23 protein-coding genes are annotated in these 25084 nt (G+C 55.9%); 20 read left to right on the top strand and 3 right to left on the bottom strand.

Annotated elements, in window-relative coordinates:
• The first annotated feature begins 47 nt into the window (after positions 1–47).
• The 16 genes from IE151_RS11940 (at position 48) to deoA (ending at position 17237) form a co-directional block, all read left to right on the top strand.
• Positions 48–2333 (top strand): NADP-dependent malic enzyme, encoded by a 2286-nt coding sequence (locus tag IE151_RS11940; RefSeq protein ID WP_189490405.1) that lies wholly within the window; start codon positions 48–50, stop codon positions 2331–2333.
• 12 nt (positions 2334–2345) lie between these two features.
• Complete coding sequence (gene tsaB, locus IE151_RS11945) at positions 2346–3059, top strand: tRNA (adenosine(37)-N6)-threonylcarbamoyltransferase complex dimerization subunit type 1 TsaB (protein ID WP_189490407.1); 714 nt, start codon at positions 2346–2348, stop codon at positions 3057–3059.
• Between the two features lie 2 nt (positions 3060–3061).
• Entirely contained in the window at positions 3062–3583 is a 522-nt protein-coding gene (locus IE151_RS11950) for a GNAT family N-acetyltransferase (protein ID WP_189490410.1), read from the top strand.
• A 6-nt stretch (positions 3584–3589) separates the two neighbouring features.
• Positions 3590–4378 carry a lyso-ornithine lipid O-acyltransferase gene (gene olsA, locus IE151_RS11955; protein ID WP_189490412.1) on the top strand — a complete coding sequence of 263 codons (789 nt, stop codon included), beginning with the start codon at positions 3590–3592 and terminating at the stop codon, positions 4376–4378.
• Positions 4379–4507: 129 nt separating this feature from the next.
• Complete coding sequence (miaB, locus tag IE151_RS11960) at positions 4508–5887, top strand: tRNA (N6-isopentenyl adenosine(37)-C2)-methylthiotransferase MiaB (RefSeq protein WP_189490414.1); 1380 nt, start codon at positions 4508–4510, stop codon at positions 5885–5887.
• A gap of 74 nt (positions 5888–5961) precedes the next feature.
• Positions 5962–6942 (top strand): PhoH family protein, encoded by a 981-nt coding sequence (locus tag IE151_RS11965; protein ID WP_189490500.1) that lies wholly within the window; start codon positions 5962–5964, stop codon positions 6940–6942.
• A gap of 29 nt (positions 6943–6971) precedes the next feature.
• Positions 6972–7481, top strand: a complete 510-nt coding sequence (ybeY, locus tag IE151_RS11970; protein ID WP_244636734.1) for an rRNA maturation RNase YbeY — start codon at positions 6972–6974, stop codon at positions 7479–7481.
• Positions 7482–7491: 10 nt separating this feature from the next.
• A complete protein-coding gene (locus tag IE151_RS11975; RefSeq protein ID WP_189490418.1) occupies positions 7492–8553 on the top strand; it encodes a hemolysin family protein in 1062 nt (353 codons plus the stop codon).
• Between the two features lie 200 nt (positions 8554–8753).
• Positions 8754–10367, top strand: a complete 1614-nt coding sequence (lnt, locus tag IE151_RS11980) for an apolipoprotein N-acyltransferase (RefSeq protein ID WP_189490420.1) — start codon at positions 8754–8756, stop codon at positions 10365–10367.
• Positions 10368–10467: 100 nt separating this feature from the next.
• Positions 10468–10887, top strand: coding sequence for a helix-turn-helix domain-containing protein (locus tag IE151_RS11985; protein WP_189490422.1), 420 nt, complete (start codon positions 10468–10470; stop codon positions 10885–10887).
• Positions 10888–11021: 134 nt separating this feature from the next.
• A complete protein-coding gene (locus IE151_RS11990; protein WP_189490423.1) occupies positions 11022–12551 on the top strand; it encodes an ABC transporter ATP-binding protein in 1530 nt (509 codons plus the stop codon).
• Positions 12551–13684, top strand: a complete 1134-nt coding sequence (locus IE151_RS11995) for an ABC transporter permease (protein WP_189490425.1) — start codon at positions 12551–12553, stop codon at positions 13682–13684. The genes IE151_RS11990 and IE151_RS11995 overlap by 1 nt, the downstream gene beginning before the upstream one ends.
• A 1-nt stretch (position 13685) precedes the next feature.
• Positions 13686–14657 (top strand): ABC transporter permease, encoded by a 972-nt coding sequence (locus IE151_RS12000; protein WP_189490427.1) that lies wholly within the window; start codon positions 13686–13688, stop codon positions 14655–14657.
• A gap of 1 nt (position 14658) precedes the next feature.
• Positions 14659–15060, top strand: a complete 402-nt coding sequence (cdd, locus tag IE151_RS12005) for a cytidine deaminase (protein WP_382345193.1) — start codon at positions 14659–14661, stop codon at positions 15058–15060.
• Positions 15057–15860: a purine-nucleoside phosphorylase gene (locus IE151_RS12010; protein ID WP_189490429.1), complete on the top strand. Its 804-nt coding sequence runs from the start codon at positions 15057–15059 to the stop codon at positions 15858–15860. The genes cdd and IE151_RS12010 overlap by 4 nt, the downstream gene beginning before the upstream one ends.
• 57 nt (positions 15861–15917) lie before the next feature.
• Positions 15918–17237: a thymidine phosphorylase gene (deoA, locus tag IE151_RS12015; protein WP_189490431.1), complete on the top strand. Its 1320-nt coding sequence runs from the start codon at positions 15918–15920 to the stop codon at positions 17235–17237.
• A 24-nt stretch (positions 17238–17261) separates the two neighbouring features.
• On the opposite strand, the gene upp is transcribed toward deoA, so the two are convergent.
• Positions 17262–17891: a uracil phosphoribosyltransferase gene (upp, locus tag IE151_RS12020; RefSeq protein ID WP_189490433.1), complete on the bottom strand. Its 630-nt coding sequence runs from the start codon at positions 17889–17891 to the stop codon at positions 17262–17264.
• Between the two features lie 79 nt (positions 17892–17970).
• Positions 17971–18966, bottom strand: coding sequence for an adenosine deaminase (locus tag IE151_RS12025; protein WP_189490436.1), 996 nt, complete (start codon positions 18964–18966; stop codon positions 17971–17973).
• 103 nt (positions 18967–19069) lie between these two features.
• Here IE151_RS12025 and ubiE point away from each other — a divergent pair, with 103 nt between their 5' ends.
• The 3 genes from ubiE to coaBC are packed head-to-tail and all read left to right on the top strand — an operon-like array spanning position 19070 to position 22683.
• On the top strand, positions 19070–19846 hold the full coding sequence (gene ubiE, locus IE151_RS12030) for a bifunctional demethylmenaquinone methyltransferase/2-methoxy-6-polyprenyl-1,4-benzoquinol methylase UbiE (protein ID WP_189490438.1): 777 nt from the start codon (positions 19070–19072) through the stop codon (positions 19844–19846).
• A gap of 9 nt (positions 19847–19855) precedes the next feature.
• Positions 19856–21430, top strand: coding sequence for a 2-polyprenylphenol 6-hydroxylase (gene ubiB, locus IE151_RS12035; protein WP_189490440.1), 1575 nt, complete (start codon positions 19856–19858; stop codon positions 21428–21430).
• Between the two features lie 29 nt (positions 21431–21459).
• On the top strand, positions 21460–22683 hold the full coding sequence (gene coaBC / locus IE151_RS12040) for a bifunctional phosphopantothenoylcysteine decarboxylase/phosphopantothenate--cysteine ligase CoaBC (protein ID WP_189490442.1): 1224 nt from the start codon (positions 21460–21462) through the stop codon (positions 22681–22683).
• A 37-nt stretch (positions 22684–22720) separates the two neighbouring features.
• Here the strand turns inward: coaBC and IE151_RS12045 are convergent, their stop codons facing one another.
• Positions 22721–24310 (bottom strand): peptide chain release factor 3, encoded by a 1590-nt coding sequence (locus tag IE151_RS12045; RefSeq protein WP_189490444.1) that lies wholly within the window; start codon positions 24308–24310, stop codon positions 22721–22723.
• A gap of 222 nt (positions 24311–24532) precedes the next feature.
• Here IE151_RS12045 and dut point away from each other — a divergent pair, with 222 nt between their 5' ends.
• Positions 24533–25003, top strand: coding sequence for a dUTP diphosphatase (gene dut / locus IE151_RS12050; RefSeq protein WP_189490446.1), 471 nt, complete (start codon positions 24533–24535; stop codon positions 25001–25003).
• Positions 25004–25084: the final 81 nt, after the last annotated feature.

The raw sequence follows: 25084 nt of genomic DNA on the forward strand, positions 1-25084 counted from the left end.
AGCGCTCTTAAACGGCATCGACGGCATTAGCGAGGTTTTCCACGGCCATGACAGACACGACCAAGAAAAACAGCAATGGACCCTCTGTCAGCGCCGAAGAGGCATTGCATTTTCACGCCATGGGCCGGCCGGGCAAATTCGAGATAACCCCAAGCAAGCCGATGGCCACGCAGCGGGATCTCTCTCTCGCCTATTCCCCGGGTGTAGCCGTTCCGGTCAAAGCGATCGCCGAAAAACCGGAACTCGCTTTCGACTACACGACACGCGGCAACCTCGTCGCGGTTATTTCCAATGGTACCGCTATTCTGGGGCTAGGTAATCTGGGTGCTCTTGCTTCAAAGCCGGTGATGGAAGGTAAGGCTGTTCTCTTCAAGCGCTTCGCCGACGTGGATTCGATCGATCTGGAGGTCGATACCGAGAATGTCGATGAATTCGTCAATGCTGTGCGTTATCTCGGACCGTCGTTCGGCGGCATCAATCTGGAAGATATCAAAGCGCCCGATTGTTTCATCATCGAAAGCCGTTTGCGGGAACTGATGGACATTCCGGTCTTTCATGATGATCAGCACGGTACTGCAATTATCGCCGTTGCAGGTATCCTCAATGCTCTGAAAATCACGGGACGCGACATGAAATCGACCCGTCTCGTCTGTAATGGCGCAGGCGCGGCTGGCATTGCGTGTATCGAACTCGTCAAGGCGATGGGCTTTGCGCCCGAAAATGTCATTTTGTGCGACACCAAGGGCGTCGTTTACAAGGGGCGCGCTGAAGGCATGAACCAGTGGAAGACGGCGCATGCTGTCGAAACGGAAAAGCGTTCGCTCGCCGACGCCATCGAGGGTGCCGACATTTTCTTCGGCCTGTCCGCAAAAGGTGCCCTGACGCCAGCCATGGTCGCATCGATGGCTAAAAAACCCATCATTTTCGCCATGGCCAATCCGGATCCGGAAATCACGCCGGAAGAAGTTGCGGAAATTCGCACGGATGCCATCATGGCGACAGGGCGCTCAGACTATCCGAACCAGGTCAACAATGTCCTGGGCTTTCCTTATATTTTCCGCGGTGCGTTGGATGTGCGTGCGACGACGATCAACGACGAGATGAAGATTGCCGCTGCTCGGGCACTTGCCGAGCTTGCCGAGCAGGATGTGCCGGACGAAGTTGCTGCCGCCTATCAGGGCAATCGTCCCCGCTTTGGCCCCAACTATATCATTCCCGTTCCTTTCGATCCGCGTCTGATCTCGGCTATTCCCGTCGCCGTTGCCCGGGCTGCGATGGAGAGCGGGGTCGCGCAAAAGCCGATCGATGATCTCGAGACCTATGGACGGCAACTTTCGGCGCGCCGTGATCCGACTGCGTCCACTCTGCAACGTATCTACGATCGTGTGCGCAAACAGCCGAAACGCGTGGTCTTTGCCGAGGGCGAGGAGGAACAGGTTATGCGCGCGGCTGTCTCCTATGTGAACCAGAAGCTTGGTACTGCCATCCTTCTTGGTCGCGAGGAGCAAATCAAGGAAACGGCGAAGGCGGCGGGTCTGGACCTCGCCAAGCCTGAAATAGAAATTATCAACGCGCGCCTGTCACGCAAGAACAAGCTCTATGCTGACTTCCTCTACGAGCGTTTGCAGCGCAAAGGTTACCTGTTCCGCGACTGCCAGCGCATCATCAACAACGACCGCAATCATTTCTCCGCCTGTATGGTCGCCCTTGGTGATGCTGATGCAATGGTAACGGGCGTCACGCGCAATTACTCGACGGCGCTCGACGACGTCCGACGCGTCATAGACCAGCGGCCGGGCCATCGCGTGATCGGTGTGTCCGTCGCTCTTTGCCGCAGCCGCACGGTGCTGATTGCCGATACCGCCGTCCACGAGATGCCGACAGCCGAGGAACTTGCCGATATTGCGGAAGAGGCGGCAGCCATGGCGCGCCGCCTCGGTTACGAGCCCCGCGTAGCCATGCTGGCCTATTCGAATTTCGGGCATCCAGCGGGCGAACGCGCGACAAAAATTCAGGAGGCTGTCAAGATTCTGGACAAACGTCGCGTTGAGTTCGAGTATGATGGCGAAATGGCAGCCGATGTCGCGCTCAATCCGACGCTGATGAAGCAATATCCTTTCTGCCGCCTTTCCGGCCCCGCCAACGTCCTGATCATGCCGGCTTTCCATTCAGCATCGATTGCAACGAAAATGCTGCAGGAACTGGGAGGGTCTACAGTTCTCGGGCCGCTTCTTGTTGGACTGAACAAATCCGTGCAGATCGTGCCGATGACGGCCAAGGATAGCGACATCGTCAATATGGCTGCAATCGCCGCCTTCAATGCTGAGCACTGAAACGGTCCGAAAATGACGGTAGCATCGCAAAAAGACCGCACGCTGCACGGTTACGGGCTGATCATCGATACGGCGGTTGAGTTCTGTGCTGTTGCCGTCTTCGATCTTTCTTCGGGAAGTGTGATATCTAAAAAAGTCGAAGAAATCGGCACAGGTCACGCTGAAATCCTTATGGGATATGTCGATGAGGTGGTGTCGAATGCCGGGGTTTCGATCCGTGAGATAAAGGCGGTGGGCGTGGTCACGGGACCCGGCTCTTTCACCGGCATCAGGGTGGGAGTCTCGACCGCGCGCGGCCTTGCACTTGCACTCGGCGTTCCTTCTATCGGTGTGACGACGTTTGATGCCTTGTCGCGTGAAGTGCTGCCGATCGCCTCTGGTAGATCTGTTTTGATTGCTATCGACGCGCGCCGGGGCGAGTTCTACACCGCTCTCTACGCGAAGGACGGCTATCCGCTTGTTCCTGCGGCGGTATCTACAACGGAGCAGGCAAAGACGCTGTACGAGACGTACCGTCCACTCCTTGTCGGATCGGGTGCTCCTGCGATTGCTGCTGACGATACGTCGTCGGAAATTGCGTCTCTTCACGCGACAGCGGACATAGGGACCTATGCAATCTGCGTCTCGGAAGCGTTTAGCAGCGGGCAGATCGAAAAACCAAGACCTTTGTATCTGCGCGCGCCGGATGCCAAGCCACAGGCTGGCTTTATCATCGAGAGGCGGTGATTATGGCGGGCATTCTCGCGTGGATCTTGTCGCTTTTCTCCCGTCGGAGCGAATATATCGTCATGCCGCTCGAGCAGATCGCTGATATCGCCGATTTACCGTTCCTGCACGCCCAAGGTTTCTCCCGCGTGTGGAGCGAAGAGGAGTTCGCCAGCTTGATCGCCCAGGACAATGTCTTTGGTTTTACGGTCCGCGAATCCGGCAGAAGTAAAAGACCACACGGTTTCGTTCTGGCGCGTCACGCCGCGGGCGAGGGCGAGATATTGACCATTGTCGTATCGAAGGCCAAGCGCGGCGAGGGGCTTGGACGGATGCTGATGGAAGCAGTTCTGCGCGAATTGCACAAGGAGCGCGCAGAGGTTCTGCTCCTGGAAGTTGATGAAACCAATGCCTCTGCAATTGGGCTTTACAAGCGGCTGGGCTTCACGACAGTTGGAACGCGACCCGGCTATTATCGGGACGGCGAAGGAAAGGCGACTGGGGCGTTTGTCATGCAGCGCGACTTGATCAGGCGTGGAGGCTAGCCACGGATGATTGGCAATTTGCGTCTTGCCGTCGTTTTGATAGTGCTCCTCATGGCGACACTCATCCTTATGCCGGTGCAAATCCTCGCGGTCGCGACCGGCTTTCCCGATCCGCGGGCGATCCCTCAATTCTGGCATCGGCTTGCCTTGCGCTGCCTCGGCTTGCGAATCCGATTGCGCGGGAAACTGAGAAAGACGCGCCCTCTCATGATAGCGGCCAACCATGTCTCGTGGGCCGATATCGTCGTGCTAGGAGCGCTTGTGCCGGCTTCATTCATTGCCAAATCCGACATTGCAGAATGGCCGCTCATAGGCATCCTTGCGAAATTGCAACGTTCCATTTTTGTAGAGCGGACGGAGAGGCGCAAAGCGGCAGCCCAAGCTGCACAGATCGCTCAACGCTTGCAGAATGAAGATGTCATGGTGCTCTTCGCCGAAGGAACTACGGGCGACGGCTCGTCCCTTCTACCTTTCAAGAGCACGTTATTCGAAGCGCCGCGCATGGTTTTGGGCGAGGAGGTCGAATCCATCCTCGTCCAACCTGTGTCGATCATCTACACGCGTATGCATGGGATCGTAATGAGCCGTTCAGAACGTATAGCAGCGTCCTGGATCGGAGATACCGACCTGCTTCCGCATTTGCTGCGTCTGCTACGCGAAGGCGGTGCAGATGTCGAAGTGTCCTTCGGTGAACCGATCCGTTTCGACCGCCAGATGAGCCGCAAGGTGGTTGCGAAGAAGGTGCAGGATAATGTTGCGGCGATGATGGCGGTGAGCCTGCGCGATCCGCTCTAGAGGCGGACGGGTTTTCATTTTGCCGCTTTTCTGTCATTGAACGAGACAATAGGCCCCTATGAACAGGCGCGAACCTAACGCTATCATCCGCGACGGGAACTTGGCGCGGTCAATCGAGAAGCTGAGAAAATGACGACTGAGCTATTGCAGGATAAGCCGGCTCAAGCCACGCCGCGCAAGGTTTTCCTCAAGACCTATGGCTGCCAGATGAATGTCTATGATTCCCAGCGGATGGGAGATGCGCTGGCTTCAGAGGGCTACGTACAGACGGAAACGGTGGAAGATGCCGATCTCGTTCTTCTGAACACGTGCCATATTCGCGAGAAAGCCGCGGAGAAAGTCTATTCCGAGCTGGGTCGGCTTCGCAAGCTCAAGCAAGAAAAGAGCGAGGCTGGGCGCGAATTGCTGATTGGCGTCGCTGGTTGTGTTGCGCAGGCGGAGGGCAAAGAGATCATCCGTCGCGCACCGGTGGTTGATCTCGTGATAGGCCCGCAGACCTATCATCGTCTACCGCGGGCGCTGGAGCAGGCGCGCCGCGGCATCAAAATCGTCGAAACTGAATATGCAATCGAAGACAAATTCGAACATCTGCCCGTTCCAGACAAGAAGGCTGTCCGCGCGCGGGGCGTAACGGCGTTTCTCACGGTTCAGGAGGGATGCGACAAGTTTTGCACGTTCTGCGTCGTGCCATATACGCGGGGCTCTGAAATCTCGCGGTCGGTGAAACAGATCGTAGCGGAGGCGACGCGCCTTGCCGAAGGCGGGGTGCGCGAAATCACCTTGCTTGGCCAGAATGTCAACGCCTGGCACGGTGAAGGTATTGACGGACGAAGCTGGGGATTGGGCGAACTGCTTTTCCGCCTTGCTGAAATTCCAGGTATCGCCCGCTTGCGCTATACGACAAGCCATCCGCGCGACATGGACGATGCTCTGATTGCGGCTCATCGCGACCTTGACGTGCTGATGCCCTATCTCCATCTGCCGGTGCAATCAGGTTCCGATCGGATACTGAAGGCGATGAATCGCAAGCATTCGCATGATGATTATCTGCGTCTGATAGAGCGTATCCGCAACGCACGTAGCGACATCGCAATTTCGGGGGATTTTATCGTTGGGTTTCCGGGTGAAACTGACGGCGACTTCGAAGAGACGATGCGCATCGTTCGCGAAGTTGGCTATGCGCAAGCCTTTTCCTTCAAATATTCGCAGCGACCGGGAACGCCGGGCGCGGAACTCGGCGCGCAAATTGCCGAAGATATCAAGGATGAGCGCCTTCAGCGCTTGCAGGCGCTTCTTGTCGAACAGCAGCAGGATTTTACCCATTCGATGATAGGACGGGAAATCGAGTTGCTGATTGAAAAACCGGGTCGCCAGGCCGGACAAAAAGTGGGAAGATCACCGTGGTTGCAGCCTGTCATCGTCGATGAGAAACTTGGCGATATTGGTGAAATGACCAGAGTGCGAATCAGTGGGGCCGGTTTCAACAGCCTCTTCGGGGAGGCGATTTGAAGCGTGACGGCCAGGCGGAGAAACCGGATTTGAACGCCACGAGTGATCTGCAAAAACCGTCCGGCGCCTCGGATATGGCGCATATCGTCCTGACCTTTGACAATAATCGCCTTGCCAGCGCGCTATACGGGCAGTTCGATGAGAACCTTGCCCGCATAGAGCAGAAGCTCGGCGTCACGATCAGTTCGCGTGGCAATCAGCTTACGATCAAGGGCGTTGCAAGTGCCGCAGAACAGGCGCGTCGTACGCTGGATCGTCTCTATGATTTGCTTCACAAGGGAACCGCGATAAGCACGTCCGATGTGGACGGGGCTATCCGTATGGCGATTGCCGCTGATGACCAGCTGACCTTGCCAACCTTGGAACGCAAGGGCCAGATGGCTGTCGCGCAGATATCGACGCGCAAGCGCACAATCTATGCCCGGTCCTCTAATCAAGACGCTTATATGCGTGCGCTGGAGCGTGCAGAGCTTGTCTTTGGCATTGGGCCAGCTGGCACCGGCAAGACGTATCTGGCGGTTGCTCACGCTGCCATGCTTCTGGAACGGGGCATTGTCGAACGTATCATCTTGTCGCGTCCCGCTGTAGAGGCTGGAGAGCGGTTGGGCTTCCTGCCTGGTGATATGAAAGAAAAGGTCGATCCCTATCTTCGTCCGCTCTATGACGCCCTGTATGATATGATGCCAGCCGATAAGGTGGAGCGAGCTTTGACGGCCGGTGTCATTGAAATTGCGCCATTGGCCTTCATGCGCGGCCGCACCTTGGCCAACGCTGCCGTCATTCTTGACGAGGCGCAGAACACGACGCCCATGCAGATGAAGATGTTTCTGACGCGTTTGGGTGAAGGGTCACGCATGATCGTCACGGGCGATCCTTCCCAGATCGACTTGCCGCCGCAGGTGAAGTCGGGCCTCGTTGAGGCAATTTCGATTCTTGAGAGTGTCGAGAAGGTGGTCATGGTGCGATTTGGCAAAACGGACGTAGTTCGTCATCCACTGGTCGCAAGTATTATCGATGCATATGAGCGCGCAGACAGCCCGACAGGAAAGCCGTGAGCGACGACGATTCTGAAGGTGAGGCGATAATGTCGTCGTCGAACGGTATGATTGCCGTCGACATTCTGGTTGAAGCCGGTGGATGGCCCCAACCTTCCGAGCTGGCTCGCTGGCTAAGAGACGCGCTTGACGCCACCATTGCCGAAATCAACCTGACGAGCGAGGCGCAACCGTCTGAGCTCAGTCTCGTTTTCACGGATGATACCTCCATCCACGCGCTTAATCGCGATTGGCGAAATAAGGATAAGCCAACAAATGTGTTGTCCTTTCCCGCCTTTGACATCGCTCCAGGGGACACACTTCCGCCTCTGCTGGGTGATATCATTATTGCTTATGAAACCGTAACAAGGGAGGCTGCTCTGGAAGAAAAGCCTTTCGAGCACCATTTAACCCATTTGATGGTTCATGGATTTCTGCATCTTCTCGGCTATGATCACGAGACCGAGCAAGAGGCCGAAGAGATGGAAGCCATTGAAGTCAAGATCCTGAGCAGGCTCTCCATACCCGACCCATATGTTGAAACAGGGACATTCGATTGACTGAACGACAATGAACGAAACCAGCCAGCTGAGCTCCGGCAGTGAAAAAACCGGAGAACCTCCTTCGCGTGATGCGCTAGAAGAAAGTTACAGTAGCACCAGGGAACACGTTGAGAACGAACGTCCTTCGCTCTTCGACAGGATGATCTCCGTGTTCCGGCCCCGTGTAACGAATACGATTCGCGATGAGCTGACGGATGCTTTGGAAGAAGAAGAATCCGCCAATGCAGAATTCACGCCCGTGGAGCGGGCAATGCTTGCCAATATTCTGAAACTGCGCGAGGTTCGCGTTGAAGATGTGATGATCCCGCGTGCCGATGTCGAGGCGCTTGAGTTGCAGACGACGTTCGGCGAACTGCTGGACCGCTTCGAGCAATCCGGACACTCCCGGATGCCTGTTTATTCGGACTCCCTGGACGATCCGCGCGGAATGATTCATCTGCGCGACGTAATCGCCTACATTACGCGCAACGCCCGTGTCTCTTCCGCTCCCGATCTGGAGGCGCCGACTTATCGCGGGCTTGACTTGTCGCGGATTGATCTTGCCGCGACTATTGAAGCGACCGGAATTGTACGACCGGTTCTTTTCGTTCCACCATCGATGCTCGCGACAGACCTGATGGCACATATGCAGGCGGCGAGGACGCAGATGGCGCTGGTCATTGACGAGTACGGCGGAACCGATGGCCTTGCCTCCCTGGAGGACATTGTCGAGATGATCGTTGGCGACATCGAAGATGAACACGATCAGGACGACACGCCACTTATCGAGGAAAATACGGACGGCACCTACATCGTAGACGCGAAGGCGGAGATCGATGATGTTGCTGAAGCGATCGGCGAGGATTTCATGCCGGGAGAAAACGGCGAAACCGTAGATACGATCGGCGGCCTCGTCTTCAACACGCTCGGACGCGTTCCTCTCGAAGGAGAAGCGGTGGACTCTGCGGCACCAGGTTTCCGATTCCACATTCTTGAAGCCGATTCACGCCGCGTCAAGAAGATACGCATCGAAAGGCTTGATGAAGCTGAGCGCGATGACGTTGCGTTGTCTCGAATGACGTCAAACTGACTTGGCGATCAAGGAAATTGTTTGATAAATGAAACTGCGGCGTCTGGTGAGGGCGCCGTCACTTTATGTGCTTATGGACAGGCAAGGCTTTTTGGTTTGCGCTTGTATTCTGCTCATGCGAAGCACCGAAGGGTGAGACTGGGAATCACTGGAAGGGCCAGTGTTCCTACGACGATCGTATCATCACAACAAGGTCTGGGATGGAACGCTTCAGCGCAAAGATCGTGATGCTGCATGGCTATCGCCGCGCGGGTCTGGCACTTATTGCAGGTGCTTTCTTGGCCCTTGCTCAGGCGCCATTCGATTTCTTTTTTGCGGGATTTATCTCTATTCCGCTGCTGGTGTGGTTGCTTGATGGCGCGGCGGCAGATCGAAAGGGACGATTCCTTTCGTCCATTCGTCCGGCGTTCTCCGTTGGCTGGTTCTTCGGGTTCGGATATTTCCTCGCTGGCCTCTGGTGGGTCGCGACAGCCCTCTTGGTCGACGCCGAACAATTTGCCTGGGCTATACCGCTCGCGATAACCGTCCTGCCTGCCGGCCTCGCGTTATTTTATGCGCTTGCCACTGCATCTGCTCGCATATTCTGGAGTGACGGTTTGGGTCGCGTCTTTGCCCTTGCTGCGTCGTTCGGAATCTTTGAGTGGCTTCGCGGAACGATATTAACCGGGTTTCCCTGGAATCCCGTCGGATTTGCCGGAATGCCCACGCCGATCTTGATGCAATCGGTTCATGCCGTGGGCTCCGCAAGCATGAATATCTTGGTTGTGCTGCTATTCGCTGTGCCAGCGCTCTTGAGCACACGCCGTCATCTTATGCCCGGAGCGGCAGGAGGTTTCCTCTTGCTAGCCATGCATCTCGGCTACGGATATTGGCATATGCAGCAACCCGTAGATGATGCAGATAAGAAGCCTTTGAACGTTCGCGTCGTGCAGCCAGCCATAGATCAGTCGGAAAAATGGGACGGAGCGGTTCGGGATCGCATTTTTTCCACGCTGTTGGACTTGTCGAGGCAGCCAAACACGGAAAGTCGCGCGCCTTCGGAACTCATAGTATGGCCTGAAACCTCCATCCCCTTTCTTTTGACTGATCGCCCGGATGCATTGGTTCAAATTGCCGACATGCTCAAGGCCGGGCAGATGCTGATCGCCGGTGCGGTGCGCGAGGAGCAGGATCCTTCGGTGGCAAACGGTGTCGTCTATTACAATTCAATGATTGCAATCGATGACGCGGGCGTTATTGCGGACGCTGTCGACAAGGTCCATCTCGTGCCATTTGGCGAATATATGCCATTCGAGGAACAGCTTGCCCGGTGGGGAATTACGAAAATCGTTCCCCTGCCCGCGAGCTTCAGGCCCGGAACACAATCATCCCTCTCGATTCTTGATGGGATAATTGCGAGCGGCTTCATTTGCTATGAGATCATTTTTCCTGGCGAGGTCGGACGATCGGCAGACGGGGCAGGATTGATAATCAATATTACCAATGACGCCTGGTTCGGCACGACGCCGGGGCCATATCAACATTTTCGTCAGGCACAAATACGCGCGGTTGAAACAGGCTTGAGCGTCATTCGGGCTGCAAATAGCGGTATTTCCGGCTTGATCGACCCTCGCGGGCATGTCGTGGGCGCGCTGTCCCTGAACTCAAAAGGTTTCGTGGACGTGACTGCGATGACACGTCCAGGACACAAAATTCCCGCCGCTCAACACAACCTTATCTTCCTGAGCCTTCTGATCACCCTTGGTCTCTTTTCTTTTGGTCTTTCTGGTGTCTATCGCAGGAAAATTTCGCTGAATATTAGGCATAGCAATTAAACCGCTGATTGTTTCGATTTACCGATGGCAAATGAAATTCTATGATGGCTCTGTAGGGGCATCGAACAATTGATCAAGCCGGGCAACGGCGAGGGAACCCATGGCGCTGAACAAGAAAAAACCCAATCCGATCGATGTGCACGTCGGTAGCCGCGTGCGATTGCGTCGAAACGTACTAGGAATGAGCCAGGAGAAGCTGGGGGAAAGCCTTGGCATCACATTCCAGCAGGTGCAAAAATATGAAAAAGGCACAAACCGCGTAGGGGCAAGCCGCCTTCAAGCGATTGCTTCGATTTTGAGTGTGCCGGTATCATTTTTCTTTGAAGATGCGCCGGGCTCGGAAAATGAACGGATTGAAGGTTTTGCCGAGGAAAATTCGGCATCCTACGTCGTAGGTTTTCTCAATACGACGGAAGGTTTGCAACTGAGTCGCGCCTTTGTAAAAATCCCGGATCCCAAAGTTCGACGCAAGATTATTGATCTAGTCAAGGCAATGGCAGCCGAAGACACTCCGGAGTAAACGGAGCCTCCTTTTGAGGCGACACAACGGGGCAGGGGTTCGTGAGGATCTGCTGCCCTGTGTTATTTTGGTTCAGGCCGCTACGGCTTGTCGGAAGTCTTGATCTTTCGAATAGATGAAGGGCAAAGCCGGGCATGGCGGCACATGCGATAGAGCTAGTAGGTATCTCGAAGCGGTTTGGCACTGTCCAGGCAAACAGGAATATCAACCTGCAAATTGCCAAGGGGACAATCCATGGAATTATTGGTGAGAACGGCGCGGGTAAATCAACCCTGATGTCGATTCTCTACGGCTTCTATCAGGCAGATGAAGGCCGGATTCTTGTTGACGGAAAGGAACGAATTCTCTCTTCCTCCAATGAGGCGATCGCCGTTGGTATCGGCATGGTGCATCAGCATTTCATGCTCGTGCAGAATTTCACGGTACTTGAAAATATTATTCTTGGCGCGGAAGAAGGCCAGTTTCTAGGTGCTTCGACCCGTAAAGCCCGCCGCGAACTTCAGCGCCTGAGGGCTGACTATGGCCTCGACGTCGATCCTGTCGCTCTGATTGAGGACCTGTCGGTGGGCCTCCAGCAACGCGTCGAAATCTTGAAGGCTCTCTACAGGCAAGCGAATATTCTCATTCTTGACGAACCAACGGGCGTTTTGACACCAGCGGAAGCGGACCACCTGTTTCGCATCCTCAGGCAGCTCCGGGACGAAGGGAAGACCATTATCCTGATAACGCACAAGCTGCGGGAGATCATGGCTGTTACCGATAATGTCTCGGTAATGCGGCAAGGAGAAGTGGTTGCCACGCGTAAAACGTCGGAAACAACGATTGAGGAACTGGCCGAGCTGATGGTTGGGCGGCGCGTGCTTATGCAGGTCGAAAAGCAACCCTCCAAACCTGGCAAGGTCGTCCTTTCAATTCGTAACCTCACCGTGACCGATTCACGTGGGATTGATGTCGTGCGAGATGTGTCGCTCGATTTGCGAGCTGGAGAAATCGTTGGCATTGCCGGGGTTGCAGGCAATGGCCAGTCGCAGTTGATGGAAGCAATTTCCGGTCTGCGTCTGGCGTCAAATGGTGAAATGCGTCTCCATGGGGAGGATATCGCGATCACAAGAGAAAGCGACCCGGCCTTGATGCGCAGGCGCCGCCTCGCCCACGTGCCGGAAGATCGTCATTACACTGGATTGGTGCTGGCTTTTGAGGAGAGCGAGAACGCAATTCTCGGCTACCATGACGATCCCGCCTATCTGAACGGGCCGTTTCTCAATGTGAACGCGATCCGTGAGGATGCACGTCGCAAGATCGCCGATTATGACATTCGTCCCGCCGATCCTCGTCTGCGCACTGCGAATTTCTCCGGCGGCAATCAGCAGAAGATCGTGCTCGCCAGAGAGATGGAACGAGATCCTGATGTCTTGGTGGTGGGACAACCGACACGCGGCGTCGACGTAGGGGCCATAGAGTTCATCCATCGCCGTTTGATCGAGATGCGCGACAAGGGAAAGGCCATCCTTCTCGTGTCGGTTGAGCTCGATGAGATACGTTCACTGGCGGATCGTATCCTGGTCATGTTTGACGGGCGGATTGTCGGCGCGCGGGACAGTTCGGTCAGTGAAGCAGATCTCGGACTTATGATGGCAGGCATCAACAAACAGGAAGCGGCGTGATGAGTGTGCCTTTCGTCAAGCTACCCCGATGGGTGGATTTCGGCCTCCTGCCGCTGGTCAACGTCCTCGTTGCCTTCCTTGTTGCGGGTCTGGTTGTGCTCGCTGTTGGAGAAAACCCGCTCTCTGCCGCGGCCATTCTTGTTGAAGGGGCATTCGGCCGGGCTTCGAATATCGCCTACACGCTTTTCTATGCTACAAGTTTCATCTTCACCGGGCTGGCTGTTGCGGTGGCTTTTCATGGCGGGTTGTTCAATATAGGCGGGGAGGGGCAGGCCTATATTGGTGGGCTTGGTGCTGGTCTGGTCGCTCTCGCTCTGGATCGATACGCACCCTGGTATGTTACTTTCCCCATAGCCATAGGCGGTGCTGCACTCTTCGGTGCAGGCTGGGCCTTAATCCCGGCGCTTCTGCAGGCCAGGCGTGGCTCGCATATTGTCATCACCACAATCATGTTCAATTTTATTGCCGCGAGCCTGATGGTCTATCTGCTTGTCGATATCCTCAAGCCACTGTCGAGCATGGCGCCGGAGTCGAGAACTTTCGCAGATGGTGCGCATTTGCCGAGCCTTGCCTGGTTGTTTGAGCTTTTCGGGTGGCGTATTCGCTCTGCTCCCCTCAACATTTCGTTCCTGCTTGCTCTGCTCATGGCGTTCCTCGTCTGGGTGCTTATCTGGCGTAGCAAGCTTGGCTACGAGATTCGTACAATGGGTCACAGCCCCAAAGCCGCCAATTATGCGGGCATGCGTCAAACGCGTATCATCGTGCTGACCATGATGATTTCGGGTGGTTTGGCTGGAATGATGTCTCTCAATCCGGTTCTCGGCGATCAGCATCGGTTAATTCTGGATTTCGTAGGCGGAGCAGGTTTCGTTGGAATAGCGGTAGCGTTGATGGGACGGTCTCATCCTGTGGGCATCGTCCTAGCAGCAGTGCTTTTTGGCATGCTCTACCAAGGTGGAGCGGAGTTGTCCTTCGAAATGCCGACCATATCGCGTGACATGATTGTCATTATTCAGGGGCTGGTCATCCTGTTTGCCGGCGCATTGGAGCACATGTTCCGACCGACCATCCAGCGGCTTTTCGCGACCATGACACAATCTCGATCCGTCGCGACTGCGGGGAAGGAGAACTGAGATGGATCATGTTTCAGTCATCGTTCAGTTGGCCGATTCCACGCTCCGGGTTTCGGTGCCCTTGCTTCTCGCATGTCTCGCCGGACTTTATTCGGAGCGGGCTGGTGTTTTCGACATCGGATTGGAAGGAAAAATGCTTGCGGGGGCCTTTGCCGGCGCCGCTACTGCCGCCATGGCGGGATCGGCTTGGATCGGGCTTGGAGCTGCTATCCTAACCTCCGTCCTCCTGGCCCTGGTTCATGGCTTCGCATCTGTAACCCACCGCGGCAACCAGATCGTTTCTGGCATGGCCATCAATTTCGTAGCGGCAGGAACGACGATGATCGTCGGCCAGGCCCTTTTTGCTCAAGGTGGACGGACGCCTTCACTCGATGCAACGGAGCGCTTCAATTCCATTACCCTCTGGGGCGCAACTGAACTGCGCGATGTACCAGTGGTTGGCTTGATCTACTCTGAACTTATCTCTGGTCACTCGATCATCGCATATTTTGCCTTTGCGATGGTTCCCTTCACATGGTGGGTTCTCTTCCGGACGCGCTTTGGTCTTCGGCTGCGAGCAGTAGGAGAAAATCCGGCTTCGGTCGATACGGCTGGCGTCTCCGTCGCTTTTCTACGTTATCGTGCCGTCGTCATCACAGGCATTCTTACGGGCATTGCGGGAGCCTATCTGGCCATGGTCCAGAATGCGGGCTTCGTGAAGGACATGACCGCCGGCAAGGGCTATATTGCCTTGGCGGCGCTTATCTTCGCGAAATGGCGTCCTGTTGGTGCGCTGTGGGCTTGCCTGCTCTTCGGCTTTCTTGATGCTTTTGCCATTCGTTATCAGGGAACGCCCTTGCCGATCGTTGGTCGTGTGCCAGTTCAGTTCATGCAAGCGCTTCCCTTCATTCTGACGGTTATTTTGCTTGCCGGCTTCGTTGGTCGTGCGATCCCGCCGCGCGCCGGCGGAGTGCCCTACGTGAAGGAACGCTGACATGTCAGTGCTGTTGAACGAGCTTTTCCATGCTGCCCGCGCTGCAATGAAGAAAACACACAGTCCGTACTCACACTTTCCCGTCGGCGCGGCCTTGCTGACCGAAAAGGGACAAGTTTTCACGGGTGCGAATATTGAGGTCGTGTCCTTCCCAGAGGGCTGGTGTGCAGAGACGACGGCCCTCTCGCACTATGTCATGGGCGACGGGGGCAAGATAACGGATATTGTCGTGGTTGCCGAGAGAATGGACAAGATCACGCCATGCGGCGGATGCCGTCAGCGCTTGGCCGAGTTCGCGGGTCCGCAGGCGCGCCTGCACCTATGTGATCAAACAGGGATCGTTGAAACCGTTCCGCTGGGGGCAATTTTTCCACGCGGATTCTCTACTGAGGAAATCGGATGAAGGCCGCAAGGGTGATAACGGAGAAACTAGGTTCGCTGAGGGTACGGACGGCCCTGGTTCTGGGATCGGGACTTGGAGAACTGGTTCACGCGGTCGACGGTGCAGTACGCATTCCGTACCGTGAAATTCCGGGATTTCCTGAGGGAGGCGTTTCTGGGCATAGCGGAGAACTGGTCGCAGGGATGCTCTACGGCGTTCCGGTTCTGATACTTTCGGGGCGCGTACATTATTATGAACGAGGGGATGCTGACGCTATGCGCCCTGTTCTGGAAGCTTTGCGTCAGGTCGGTATCGAGCGCCTCATCCTGACAAATGCCGCAGGATCCCTTCGCTCCAATGTAAGTCCAGCTTCAGTTATGCTCATCGAGGATCATATCAACTGGTCGGGCCTCAATCCTCTTATTGGCGAGTCCAGCGACGCTCGTTTCGTATCGATGACCGAGGCCTACGATGCCAAGCTTCGTTCCGTCCTCGATCAAGCCGCGAATGAGATCGGCGTCCCACTGGCCAAGGGTGTTTATATGTGGTTTTCGGGGCCCTCCTTCGAAACGCCAGCCGAAATTCGCATGGCCCAAATGTTAGGTGCAGACGCCGTGGGCATGTCGACCGTACCGGAAGTCATTCTTGCGCGCTTTTTCGGTATGCGCGTTGCCGCCTGTTCGGTGATTACCAACCTTGGAGCCGGCATGACCGGCGCGGAGCTTTCGCATCAAGAGACGAAAGATGTTGCCCCGCTCGGTGGAAAACGTCTCTCGATGATTATAAAAAAAGCGTTCGAAATAGGCTTTGATCAGGCATGATTCACGTGAAGCAAACAACTAGCCGACACAGTTAGCTGCCTCGGAGGAGCGTCGATCATGGCTTTGCCGCAAGAAATCATTCGCCGCAAACGTGATCGACATAGTCTCAGTCGAGATGAACTTTATGAATTCGCCTGTTCTATGGGGCGAGGTGAGCTTTCGGAAGGGCAAATTGCCGCCTTTGCGATGGCTGTTTTCCTGAACGGGATGAGCACGGCAGAAACAGCGGCGCTTACTCTCGCTATGCGTGATTCCGGACGTGTCCTTGACTGGTCGCACCTGCCGGGACCGGTCGCAGACAAGCATTCCACGGGCGGGGTGGGAGATAATATTTCCCTCATCCTTGCCCCGGTGCTTGTTGCCTGCGGGGTTCACGTGCCGATGATTTCCGGCCGAGGACTCGGTCATACCGGTGGGACGTTGGACAAGCTAGAATCCATTCCCAACCTCTCTACGGACATTGATACCCTTCGGTTTATGCGGATCGTTGAGGATGTTGGTTGTGCGATCATTGCTCAAAGCAATGAGCTTGCACCCGCCGATCGCGCGTTCTACTCGGTGCGAGATATAACGGCGACCGTAGAATCCATTCCCTTGATCACGGCGTCGATCCTTTCGAAGAAACTGGCAGCGGGACTCCGCTTTCTGACGCTCGATGTCAAATATGGGAATGGCGCGTTCATGCAGCGTCAGCGCGACGCCGTTCAACTTGCGAAGAGCCTTATAAGAACGGCAGCAGAGACTGGACTTGTGGCAACTGCCCTCGTGACGGATATGAACCAGCCACTCGCGAGCAGTGTCGGCAACGCATTGGAGGTTTCAGCTGCTATCGATGTGCTCACCAACCGCAGATCCGAGAAGCGGTTACGTGAGGCCGTCATAGCGCTCGCTGCGGAAACGCTGGTTTCCGTGGGAAGTGAGCAATCGAATGCTGATGCGTCTGCAACAGCAGCTCAGGTCCTTATAGATGGACGCGCGGCGGAAATTTTTGCCCGTATGGTCGTCGCTCAGGGTGGTCCGGCCGATCTCATCGATCGAGCGGGGGACCATCTCGCGTCTGCTCCGGTCACGCACGTCGTTGAAAGTCAGAAAGCCGGCTTTCTTTCATGGATTGATACCCGCGCGCTGGGCCTTGAACTCGTCGAACTTGGAGGCGGCCGTACCAAGGCAGGCGAGCCGATAGATCACAGCGTGGGATTTAGCGACATCGTTCCTTCCGGAACGCGCGTCGAACATGGCATGCCGCTTTTTCGCATTCATGCCAGAACAAAGGAGGCGTGTCTGAGAAGTCAGTCGCGCCTTTCATCGGCATATGCGTATTTGGACAGGCGCCAGATTTGCTCTGCCCTGATCGGCAGGCGCTTGACGGCAGAATGAAAGCTGCCGCCCTCGCTTCAAGACTTATTTAGTGCCATAGATCCGATCCCCGGCATCGCCAATTCCGGGAACGATATAGCCTTTTTCATTAAGCTGACGATCGATGGAAGCCGTGTAGATCTCGACATCTGGATGCGCCCGGCGCAGGTTGGAGATACCTTCGGGAGCGGCAAGCAGGCAAAGGAAGCGCAGATTAGTTGCACCCCGATCCTTCAGCATCTGAATGGCCGCGATAGCGGAATTGGCCGTCGCCAGCATCGGGTCAACGACGATCACCAGCCGATTTTCCAGGTCGCTCGGGGCCTTGAAGAAATATTCGACTGCCTGGAGCGTCTCATGGTCGCGATAAAGGCCAACATGGGCAACGCGTGCTGCCGGTACGAGATCGAGAAGTCCTTCCACAAGGCCATTGCCTGCCCGCAGGACCGACGCGAAGACAAGCTTCTTGCCTTCGATGGTAGGTGCCTGCATCTTTTCGAGCGGCGTCTCGATTTCCTTCGTTGTTAGCTCCAGATCGCGCGTGACCTCGTAGCCCAGCAGCAGGGAAATCTCCTTAAGCAAGCGCCTGAAACTCGCTGTCGAGAGGTTCTTGTCCCGCATGATGCTGAGCTTGTGTTGAACCAGTGGATGATCGACGACGTTGACGCCCTGCATGCTCTTCTCCTGCAAACTTTATCTCTTCTTAAAGCAAGACCGAAGGCAAGAAAACGCCAAGCCGTCGCGCAATGCACCGTTAAGGCAGCTTTGAGAGCAATCTTTCGCGGCTTCGCGCATCTATAAAGGCTGCGCATAACGCTTCGCGCGTGAGTTCGACGAGTTCGGCTTCCGTGAAGCCGTGAGTTTCGGCCGCAATTTCATACTCCCGCTTCAGGGTCGTCTTGAAGAAGGGCGGATCATCAGAACTGACGGTGATCCGGCAGCCTGCGTCCTTCAACAGACGCAAGGGATGGGCTTCAAAACTGGGAAAAACACCGAGCGCAATGTTCGAACCGGGGCAGCATTCGAGGACTATGCCTTGCTCCGCAATTCCTTTCATCAGGCGCTCGCTTTCAACGGCTCGAACGCCGTGCCCCAACCGGTCTGGTCGAAGCGAGTCGATAGTGCGCTCTATCTCTTCTGCGCCGGCAAATTCGCCGGAATGTACCGTGATGCCAAGACCTGCATCACGAGCGATATCGAATGCAGCAGCATAATCGCGAATGTCGCCAAATCGCTCGTCGCCGGCCATGCCGAACCCTGTTATGAGAGGCGCTTTGCAAGTGGCCGCAAATTTCGCTGCAGCCGTGACCTTCTCGGCGCCGTAGTGCCGAACACCAGTCACGATGAAACGGCACTCGATGCCGAATGCCTCTTTTGCCTCGATCGCGGCGGTACTAAGCGCTTCGACATAATGCTCTGCTCCAAGTCCTGATTGCTCGGCGTGACAGGGTGAAATGAACAACTCGCTGTAGATAGTGCCTTGTTCGCTCAATTGCTTCAGATAATCGAAAGTCAGTAATTTGTGATCGGCCTCATCGCGAAAGAGTGCTGCAATACGATCGTAGGCATCGAGAAACTGACTGAAATTCCCCCATAAGAACTGGTCGCCATTTGTGACGTCAGAAATATCGACATTATATTTGCGAGCCTGTCGCAATGCGAGGGCTGGCGATGTGGTTCCGTCGATATGGCAGTGCAATTCCGCCAAGGGAAGTTGCCAGTTTAAAAGTTCGTTTTCCGTGGAGGTCATGATGAAAGTCCCGGCAATAATGATTAGGTGAGAGCTGGCGGACGAAGGATGGCGCCCGCAGTCTGGATGGACTATGGTCGCCTCGCATTGGAAAGAAGGCAATATGAGCAATACGAGAAGCACCCGCGCCGAAGACATGCGAACATCCTACGGATTTCGCAGTGTGGACACCGAAGACAAGCAGCCGCTTGTCAACGAAGTGTTTCACAGCGTTGCCAAAAAATACGATGTCATGAATGATCTCATGTCAGGTGGTCTGCATCGCGCTTGGAAAAACGCGATGGTCGCAGCGCTAAATCCGCCGAAATACGGCGATTTCAAAGTGCTCGACGTTGCTGGCGGCACAGGGGATATTGCTTTTCGCATTGTTGAGGCTTCGCAGAACAATGCACACGCAACTGTGCTCGATATTAATGGCTCCATGTTGAGCGTTGGCCGCGAGCGCGCCATCAAGCGCAAACTCGACCCCCATGTCGACTTTGTCGAAGCCAATGCCGAAGAACTTCCGTTCGAAGATCGCAGCTTCGATGCTTATACGATCGCTTTTGGAATACGTAACGTTCCGCGCATCGACGTTGCGATAAGGGAGGCATATCGTGTGTTGAAGCCTGGAGGACGTTTCCTGTGTCTGGAATTTTCCGAAGTAGATCTTCCGTTGCTCGACAAAATTTACGACGCCTGGTCTTTCAACGCTATTCCGCAACTAGGTAAGATGATCACCGGCGACGCGGAGTCCTATAGCTATCTCGTCGAATCAATCCGCAAATTCCCTAACCAGGAAACCTTTAAAGGCGTTATTGAAAGCTGTGGTTTCGACCGCGTCAGCATTCGCAACTATACTGGCGGCATTGCGGCGCTCCACTCGGGCTGGAAGTTGTAAGAGGCAGGCATGACGAAAGTTGCTGCCGCTTTTCGGCTGGCACGAGCAGGATGGGTGATGGTGCGTGAAGGTGTGATCGCGGCCCTTCCTGGCGAATACATGCCCGGTCTTCCAGGCTTTGGCTGGCGTGTTTCGAAGCTTCTGGCCCGTCCGCGTTCCCGCAAGCGCGACCGCGTGCAGAGCATGTCGGCAGCCGTAGGAAAACTTGGCCCGTCCTATGTCAAGTTAGGGCAGTTCCTTGCCACGCGTCCCGATGTCGTGGGTTCGGATGTCGCGGTGGATCTCGCACTGCTGCAGGATCGTATGCCGACTTTCCCGACGGGTTTGACTCGGCGCGCTCTCGAAAGTTCGCTCGGCCGTCCGGCGGATGAACTTTTCCTCTCCATCGAAGAACCGGTTGCCGCAGCTTCCATCGCGCAGGTTCATCCCGCACAGGTCCGGACTGAGCACGGCTCAAAGAAAGTTGCGATCAAGGCGATTCGCCCCGATATACGCCGCCGTTTCGCGCAGGATCTCGAAAGCTTCTATCTCGCGGCGAGTATGATCGAGCGGTTCGTGCCGATGACGCGTCGCCTGCGTCCTATCGAAGTGGCACGCACATTGGCTCAAACGACCAAGATCGAGATGGATCTGCGTCTTGAAGCCGCGGCGCTTTCCATTCTGGCGGAAAACACTGCGCAGGATCCGGGTTTTCGCGTGCCCTCGGTTGACTGGGAGCGCACAGGTGGAGACGTGCTCACCATGGAATGGATCGACGGCATCAAGATGTCGGACGTCCAGGCCTTGCGAGATGCCGGTCATGATTTGAGGGCTTTAGCGTCCAATCTCATCCAGTCATTCCTGCGGCATACGCTTCGCGACGGTTTTTTCCATGCCGACATGCATCCGGGCAACCTTTTCGTTGAGGCGAATGGCACTATCGTTGCCGTCGATCTTGGCATCTCAGGCCGTCTTGGAAAGAAGGAGCGTCGTTTCCTCGCCGAGATCCTTTACGGTTTCATTACACGCGATTACCGCAGAGTTGCGGAGGTTCATTTCGAAGCCGGTTATGTGCCGGCCGAGCATGATGTGGCTGCCTTTGCCCAAGCGATCCGCGCGATCGGCGAACCAATTCATGGTCAGCCGGCGGAAACGATTTCCATGGCGCGTTTGCTGACGCTTCTCTTCGAGGTAACCGAACTCTTTGATATGGAAACGCGTCCCGAACTCATTCTCCTGCAGAAAACCATGGTAACGGTCGAGGGGGTGGCCCGGACGCTCGATCCGGCCTTCAACATGTGGAAGACCGCGGAACCGGTGGTAGGCGACTGGATCAAGGGTAATCTCGGGCCGAGGGGGCTTTTAGCGGACGCCGGAGAAGGTCTCCACGCGCTCGTTCGCCTGTCACGCCAGATACCCGAATTCTCCCACCGGTTTGAGCGCTTGACACATGAGACCGATCGTATGGTTGAGCACGGGTTCCGTTTCGACGCGGCAACAGCTGAGGCGATAGGCAGATCGGAAGCAAGACATACCCGCTCTGGCCGCGTTGCGCTCTGGATCATTGCGGCAACTCTCGTTTACATAGCTGTGCAATTGTCTTGAGATTGGCGCGCGGGGTCAGTGGTAACACGATGAAACTTTCGGGCAGACGTATTCTCTTGATCATCGGAGGCGGCATTGCGGCCTACAAGTCGCTCGACCTGATCCGTCGTTTACGCGAGCGGGGTGCCTTGGTCCGCGTGGTCATGACACAGGCCGCCACCAATTTCATTACACCGCTGGCGGCCGGTGCACTCAGCGCGGATCATGTTTTCCTCGATCTCTTCGACCGTACAGATGAGCAGGATGTCGGCCATATTCGTCTCGCGCGCGAATGCGATCTGGTTCTTGTCGCACCCGCGACCGCCGATTTGATGGCGAAAGCTGCACATGGGCTAGCGAATGATCTGGCATCGACAGTCCTTCTCGCAACAGATCGGCCGGTGCTCATGGCACCAGCGATGAATCCGAAAATGTGGAGCAATAAGGCCACGCAGCGCAATCTGGCGACGCTTCAAGCCGACGGCGTTCATGTAATTGGTCCGGCCACGGGGGAAATGGCTGAAAGCTGTGAGGCAGGCGTCGGCCGCATGGTGGAACCCACGGCCATTGCCGATGCCGTCGAAGTGCATCTTACTCCTTCTGCGCAGCCCCTCAGGGGCAAGAAGATCATCGTCACCTCGGGTCCGACGCATGAGCCGATCGATCCAGTTCGTTATCTTGCCAACCGTTCATCTGGCCGGCAGGGCCATGCAATAGCGGAGGCGTTATCCAAGCTGGGTGCAGATGTGGTCTTGATCCGCGGTCCGGTAGCCATCCCCGATCCTGTCGGCCCGAAAACGATCCAAGTCGAGACTGCGCGTCAGATGCTGGCAGCTGTCGAGGCGCAGCTGCCCTCCGATGCTGCGATCATGGTCGCGGCAGTCGCCGATTGGCGGCCCGAAAGTGAAGGGGGCGAAAAGATCAAGAAGAAGGTCGGGGAATCGACGCCGAGCTTCGCCTTGATCGAGAACCCCGATATTCTGCGCACGGTTGGGCATCACAGGCAGCGTCCTGCTCTTGTGATCGGTTTTGCGGCTGAAACACAGAACCTGATCGACAATGCGCAAGCCAAGTTGGCCAGAAAGGGAGCGGATTTCATCGTCGCTAACGACGTCTCGACGGAAACTGGGATCATGGGCGGCACTCGAAATCAAGTGCGCCTGGTCAGCAAGGCGGGCGTTGAGGAGTGGCCGGAGCTCGACAAAACGCAGGTGGCAGAACGGTTGGCGCGTCGCGTCGCGGACTTCTTTGTCAACGAAATCATTGAAATCTGAAGCAGTCCTCACCTGACTGCCTCAGAGAAGCTAAATCTCAGGCAGCCTTGCGCTGCTGATAGTCCTTGATATCGGCAAAGCGGATATCCTTCCAGCGATCGGCCTCGTAGTTGAGAGAGAACGTGTGCTGTGCGAGGAAAACCGGATCATCATCCAGGTCGCGGGCCATGTCGGCGCGGTGCGCATTGATGAACCGCTGCAACTCCGCCTCATTATCTGCCGAGATCCAGCGGCAGATCGAAAAACGTGCGACCTCGAAATCGACGGGCAAAGAGTATTCCACGTCCAGACGCTGTTTCAATACGTCGAGTTGCAGCGCGCCGACTACCCCGACGATAGCAGGCGAGCCGTCTTCAGGGGTAAAGAGCTGCACTACGCCTTCTTCCGCCATTTGCTGCAGTGCTTCCTTCAGCTTTTTGGCTTTCATCGCATCTCCTAGTCGAACGCGGCGAAGAATTTCCGGTGCAAAATTGGGCACACCTCGGAAAAGCAGCTCTTCGCCATCCGTCAATGTATCGCCTATGCGCAGGGTGCCGTGGTTGGGAATGCCGACGACGTCGCCGGCAAAAGCTTCATCGGCTGTAATACGCGAGCGCGCAAAGAAAAACTGCGGGGCGGAAAGCGACAGTGCCTTTCCGGTGCGCGTCAACTTCGCCTTCATGCCGCGCTTCAACGTTCCTGAACAGACGCGCATGAAAGCGATCCGGTCGCGATGGTTGGGATCCATGTTCGCCTGGATTTTGAACACGAAGCCTGTCATGCCCCGTTCGGTCGATGACACAGTACGTGAATCGGCCTCCTGGTCACGTGGCTGCGGCGCATGTTCGCCGAGCGCTTCGATTAGATCGCGCACGCCGAAATTGCGCAGGGCCGAGCCAAAATAAACCGGCGTCAGGTGGCCTTCGAGGAAAGATTGCCTGTTGAACGGGCGGCACGCTTCGCGCGCCAGCTCCAGTTCTTCGGTAAACGCGTCACGTTCGTTGGCAGGAAGGAGCCCGGCGACCTTGGCTGATCGGGGGCCCTCGACAATCTCGCGATGTTCCTGCGCATCAGTCGTCCGCATTGCGTTGTCGGCAAGATGATATGTTCCGGCAAAGGTCTTGCCGCGCCCGACCGGCCACGTTACCGGAGCCGTGTCCAGCGCCAGCTTGTCTTCGATTTCATCCAGAATCTCGAATGGATCGCGCGTTTCGCGGTCCATCTTGTTGACGAATGTAATGATGGGGATATTGCGCAAGCGGCACACTTCGAACAATTTCAGTGTGCGAGGTTCAATACCCTTGGCGGCGTCTATTACCATGATCGCCGAATCTACCGCGGTTAGTGTGCGATAGGTGTCGTCGGCGAAATCCTCGTGGCCGGGAGTGTCCAGCAGGTTGAAGACATGGTCGTCATATTCAAAGGTCATAACCGAGGTTACGACCGAAATGCCGCGTTCGCGCTCGATCTTCATCCAGTCCGATCGCGTATTCATGCGATCCTTTTTTGCTTTGACCTCTCCGGCGAGCTGAATCGCTCCACCGAAAAGCAGAAGCTTTTCGGTCAACGTCGTCTTGCCCGCGTCAGGGTGCGAGATGATTGCGAAAGTGCGTCGGCGGGCAACCGCCTGTTTCAGATCGTCAGCCACGTAAGTATGGTCCCTCAGTTCATCGCGCAGGAGCGGAATCCGTCTCGACCGAGCATTTCATTTTGAGCTGCTTCTAGCGCAAACCGAGGCAGGAAGGAAATGCCATGTTGTGAAGCGCAGAGGAGCGCTGGGGCAAAATCGTTTGAAAAGACTGCGATTGGCTTGAGAAAGCGGAAAAGTTGTCACAGAAGTCGGATGTTCGTTCATCTCAGGATTTGCACCATGACCCTTCCAAACGAAGCGCCGCGCCTCGGCATTGTCCGGCAACCACATAGTGAAGGCCTTCCCCCTCCTTCCTATGAGACGAGCGGCTCCGCGGGCATGGACTTACGTGCTGCATTACCACAAGACCGGCAGATCGTCCTTCTGCCGGGAAAGCGCGTCGCTGTGCCTACCGGTCTGATATTTGAGATACCGGAAGGCTTTGAAGCGCAAATTCGTCCGCGGTCCGGTCTTGCTCTGAAGAACGGGGTTACCTGCCTCAACGCGCCTGGGACAATCGACAGCGACTATCGCGGCGAGGTTAAGGTCATTCTTGTCAATCTGGGGGAGGAGGATTTCATCATCGAACGTGGCATGCGCGTTGCGCAGATGGTTATCGCTCCCGTCGTTCAGGTTCTGGTTGAGGAGCGCGTCGAAGTAAGTGAGACCACGCGTGGCGATGGCGGCTTCGGGTCGACGGGCTTTGCTTGAGTTGGCTGAGGCGCCCGCGTTCTGTTCATTATCTGTTGAAAACTTTTGGTGGTAATGCTGTTCCGGCCTTTTGGGGGCTGG

Source organism: Limoniibacter endophyticus (genome assembly GCF_014652835.1).
Taxonomy (GTDB): domain Bacteria; phylum Pseudomonadota; class Alphaproteobacteria; order Rhizobiales; family Rhizobiaceae; genus Limoniibacter; species Limoniibacter endophyticus.

Bases quoted from the DNA above. Each gene is read 5' to 3' on its own strand.
- IE151_RS11940 (WP_189490405.1), top strand. From the start codon at position 48: ATGACAGACACGACCAAGAAAAACAGCAATGGACCCTCTGTCAGCGCC.
- tsaB (WP_189490407.1), top strand. From the start codon at position 2,346: ATGACGGTAGCATCGCAAAAAGACCGCACGCTGCACGGTTACGGGCTG.
- IE151_RS11950 (WP_189490410.1), top strand. From the start codon at position 3,062: ATGGCGGGCATTCTCGCGTGGATCTTGTCGCTTTTCTCCCGTCGGAGC.
- olsA (WP_189490412.1), top strand. From the start codon at position 3,590: ATGATTGGCAATTTGCGTCTTGCCGTCGTTTTGATAGTGCTCCTCATG.
- miaB (WP_189490414.1), top strand. From the start codon at position 4,508: ATGACGACTGAGCTATTGCAGGATAAGCCGGCTCAAGCCACGCCGCGC.
- IE151_RS11965 (WP_189490500.1), top strand. From the start codon at position 5,962: ATGGCGCATATCGTCCTGACCTTTGACAATAATCGCCTTGCCAGCGCG.
- ybeY (WP_244636734.1), top strand. From the start codon at position 6,972: ATGTCGTCGTCGAACGGTATGATTGCCGTCGACATTCTGGTTGAAGCC.
- IE151_RS11975 (WP_189490418.1), top strand. From the start codon at position 7,492: ATGAACGAAACCAGCCAGCTGAGCTCCGGCAGTGAAAAAACCGGAGAA.
- lnt (WP_189490420.1), top strand. From the start codon at position 8,754: ATGGAACGCTTCAGCGCAAAGATCGTGATGCTGCATGGCTATCGCCGC.
- IE151_RS11985 (WP_189490422.1), top strand. From the start codon at position 10,468: ATGGCGCTGAACAAGAAAAAACCCAATCCGATCGATGTGCACGTCGGT.
- IE151_RS11990 (WP_189490423.1), top strand. From the start codon at position 11,022: ATGGCGGCACATGCGATAGAGCTAGTAGGTATCTCGAAGCGGTTTGGC.
- IE151_RS11995 (WP_189490425.1), top strand. From the start codon at position 12,551: ATGAGTGTGCCTTTCGTCAAGCTACCCCGATGGGTGGATTTCGGCCTC.
- IE151_RS12000 (WP_189490427.1), top strand. From the start codon at position 13,686: ATGGATCATGTTTCAGTCATCGTTCAGTTGGCCGATTCCACGCTCCGG.
- cdd (WP_382345193.1), top strand. From the start codon at position 14,659: ATGTCAGTGCTGTTGAACGAGCTTTTCCATGCTGCCCGCGCTGCAATG.
- IE151_RS12010 (WP_189490429.1), top strand. From the start codon at position 15,057: ATGAAGGCCGCAAGGGTGATAACGGAGAAACTAGGTTCGCTGAGGGTA.
- deoA (WP_189490431.1), top strand. From the start codon at position 15,918: ATGGCTTTGCCGCAAGAAATCATTCGCCGCAAACGTGATCGACATAGT.
- upp (WP_189490433.1), bottom strand. From the start codon at position 17,891: ATGCAGGGCGTCAACGTCGTCGATCATCCACTGGTTCAACACAAGCTC.
- IE151_RS12025 (WP_189490436.1), bottom strand. From the start codon at position 18,966: ATGACCTCCACGGAAAACGAACTTTTAAACTGGCAACTTCCCTTGGCG.
- ubiE (WP_189490438.1), top strand. From the start codon at position 19,070: ATGAGCAATACGAGAAGCACCCGCGCCGAAGACATGCGAACATCCTAC.
- ubiB (WP_189490440.1), top strand. From the start codon at position 19,856: ATGACGAAAGTTGCTGCCGCTTTTCGGCTGGCACGAGCAGGATGGGTG.
- coaBC (WP_189490442.1), top strand. From the start codon at position 21,460: ATGAAACTTTCGGGCAGACGTATTCTCTTGATCATCGGAGGCGGCATT.
- dut (WP_189490446.1), top strand. From the start codon at position 24,533: ATGACCCTTCCAAACGAAGCGCCGCGCCTCGGCATTGTCCGGCAACCA.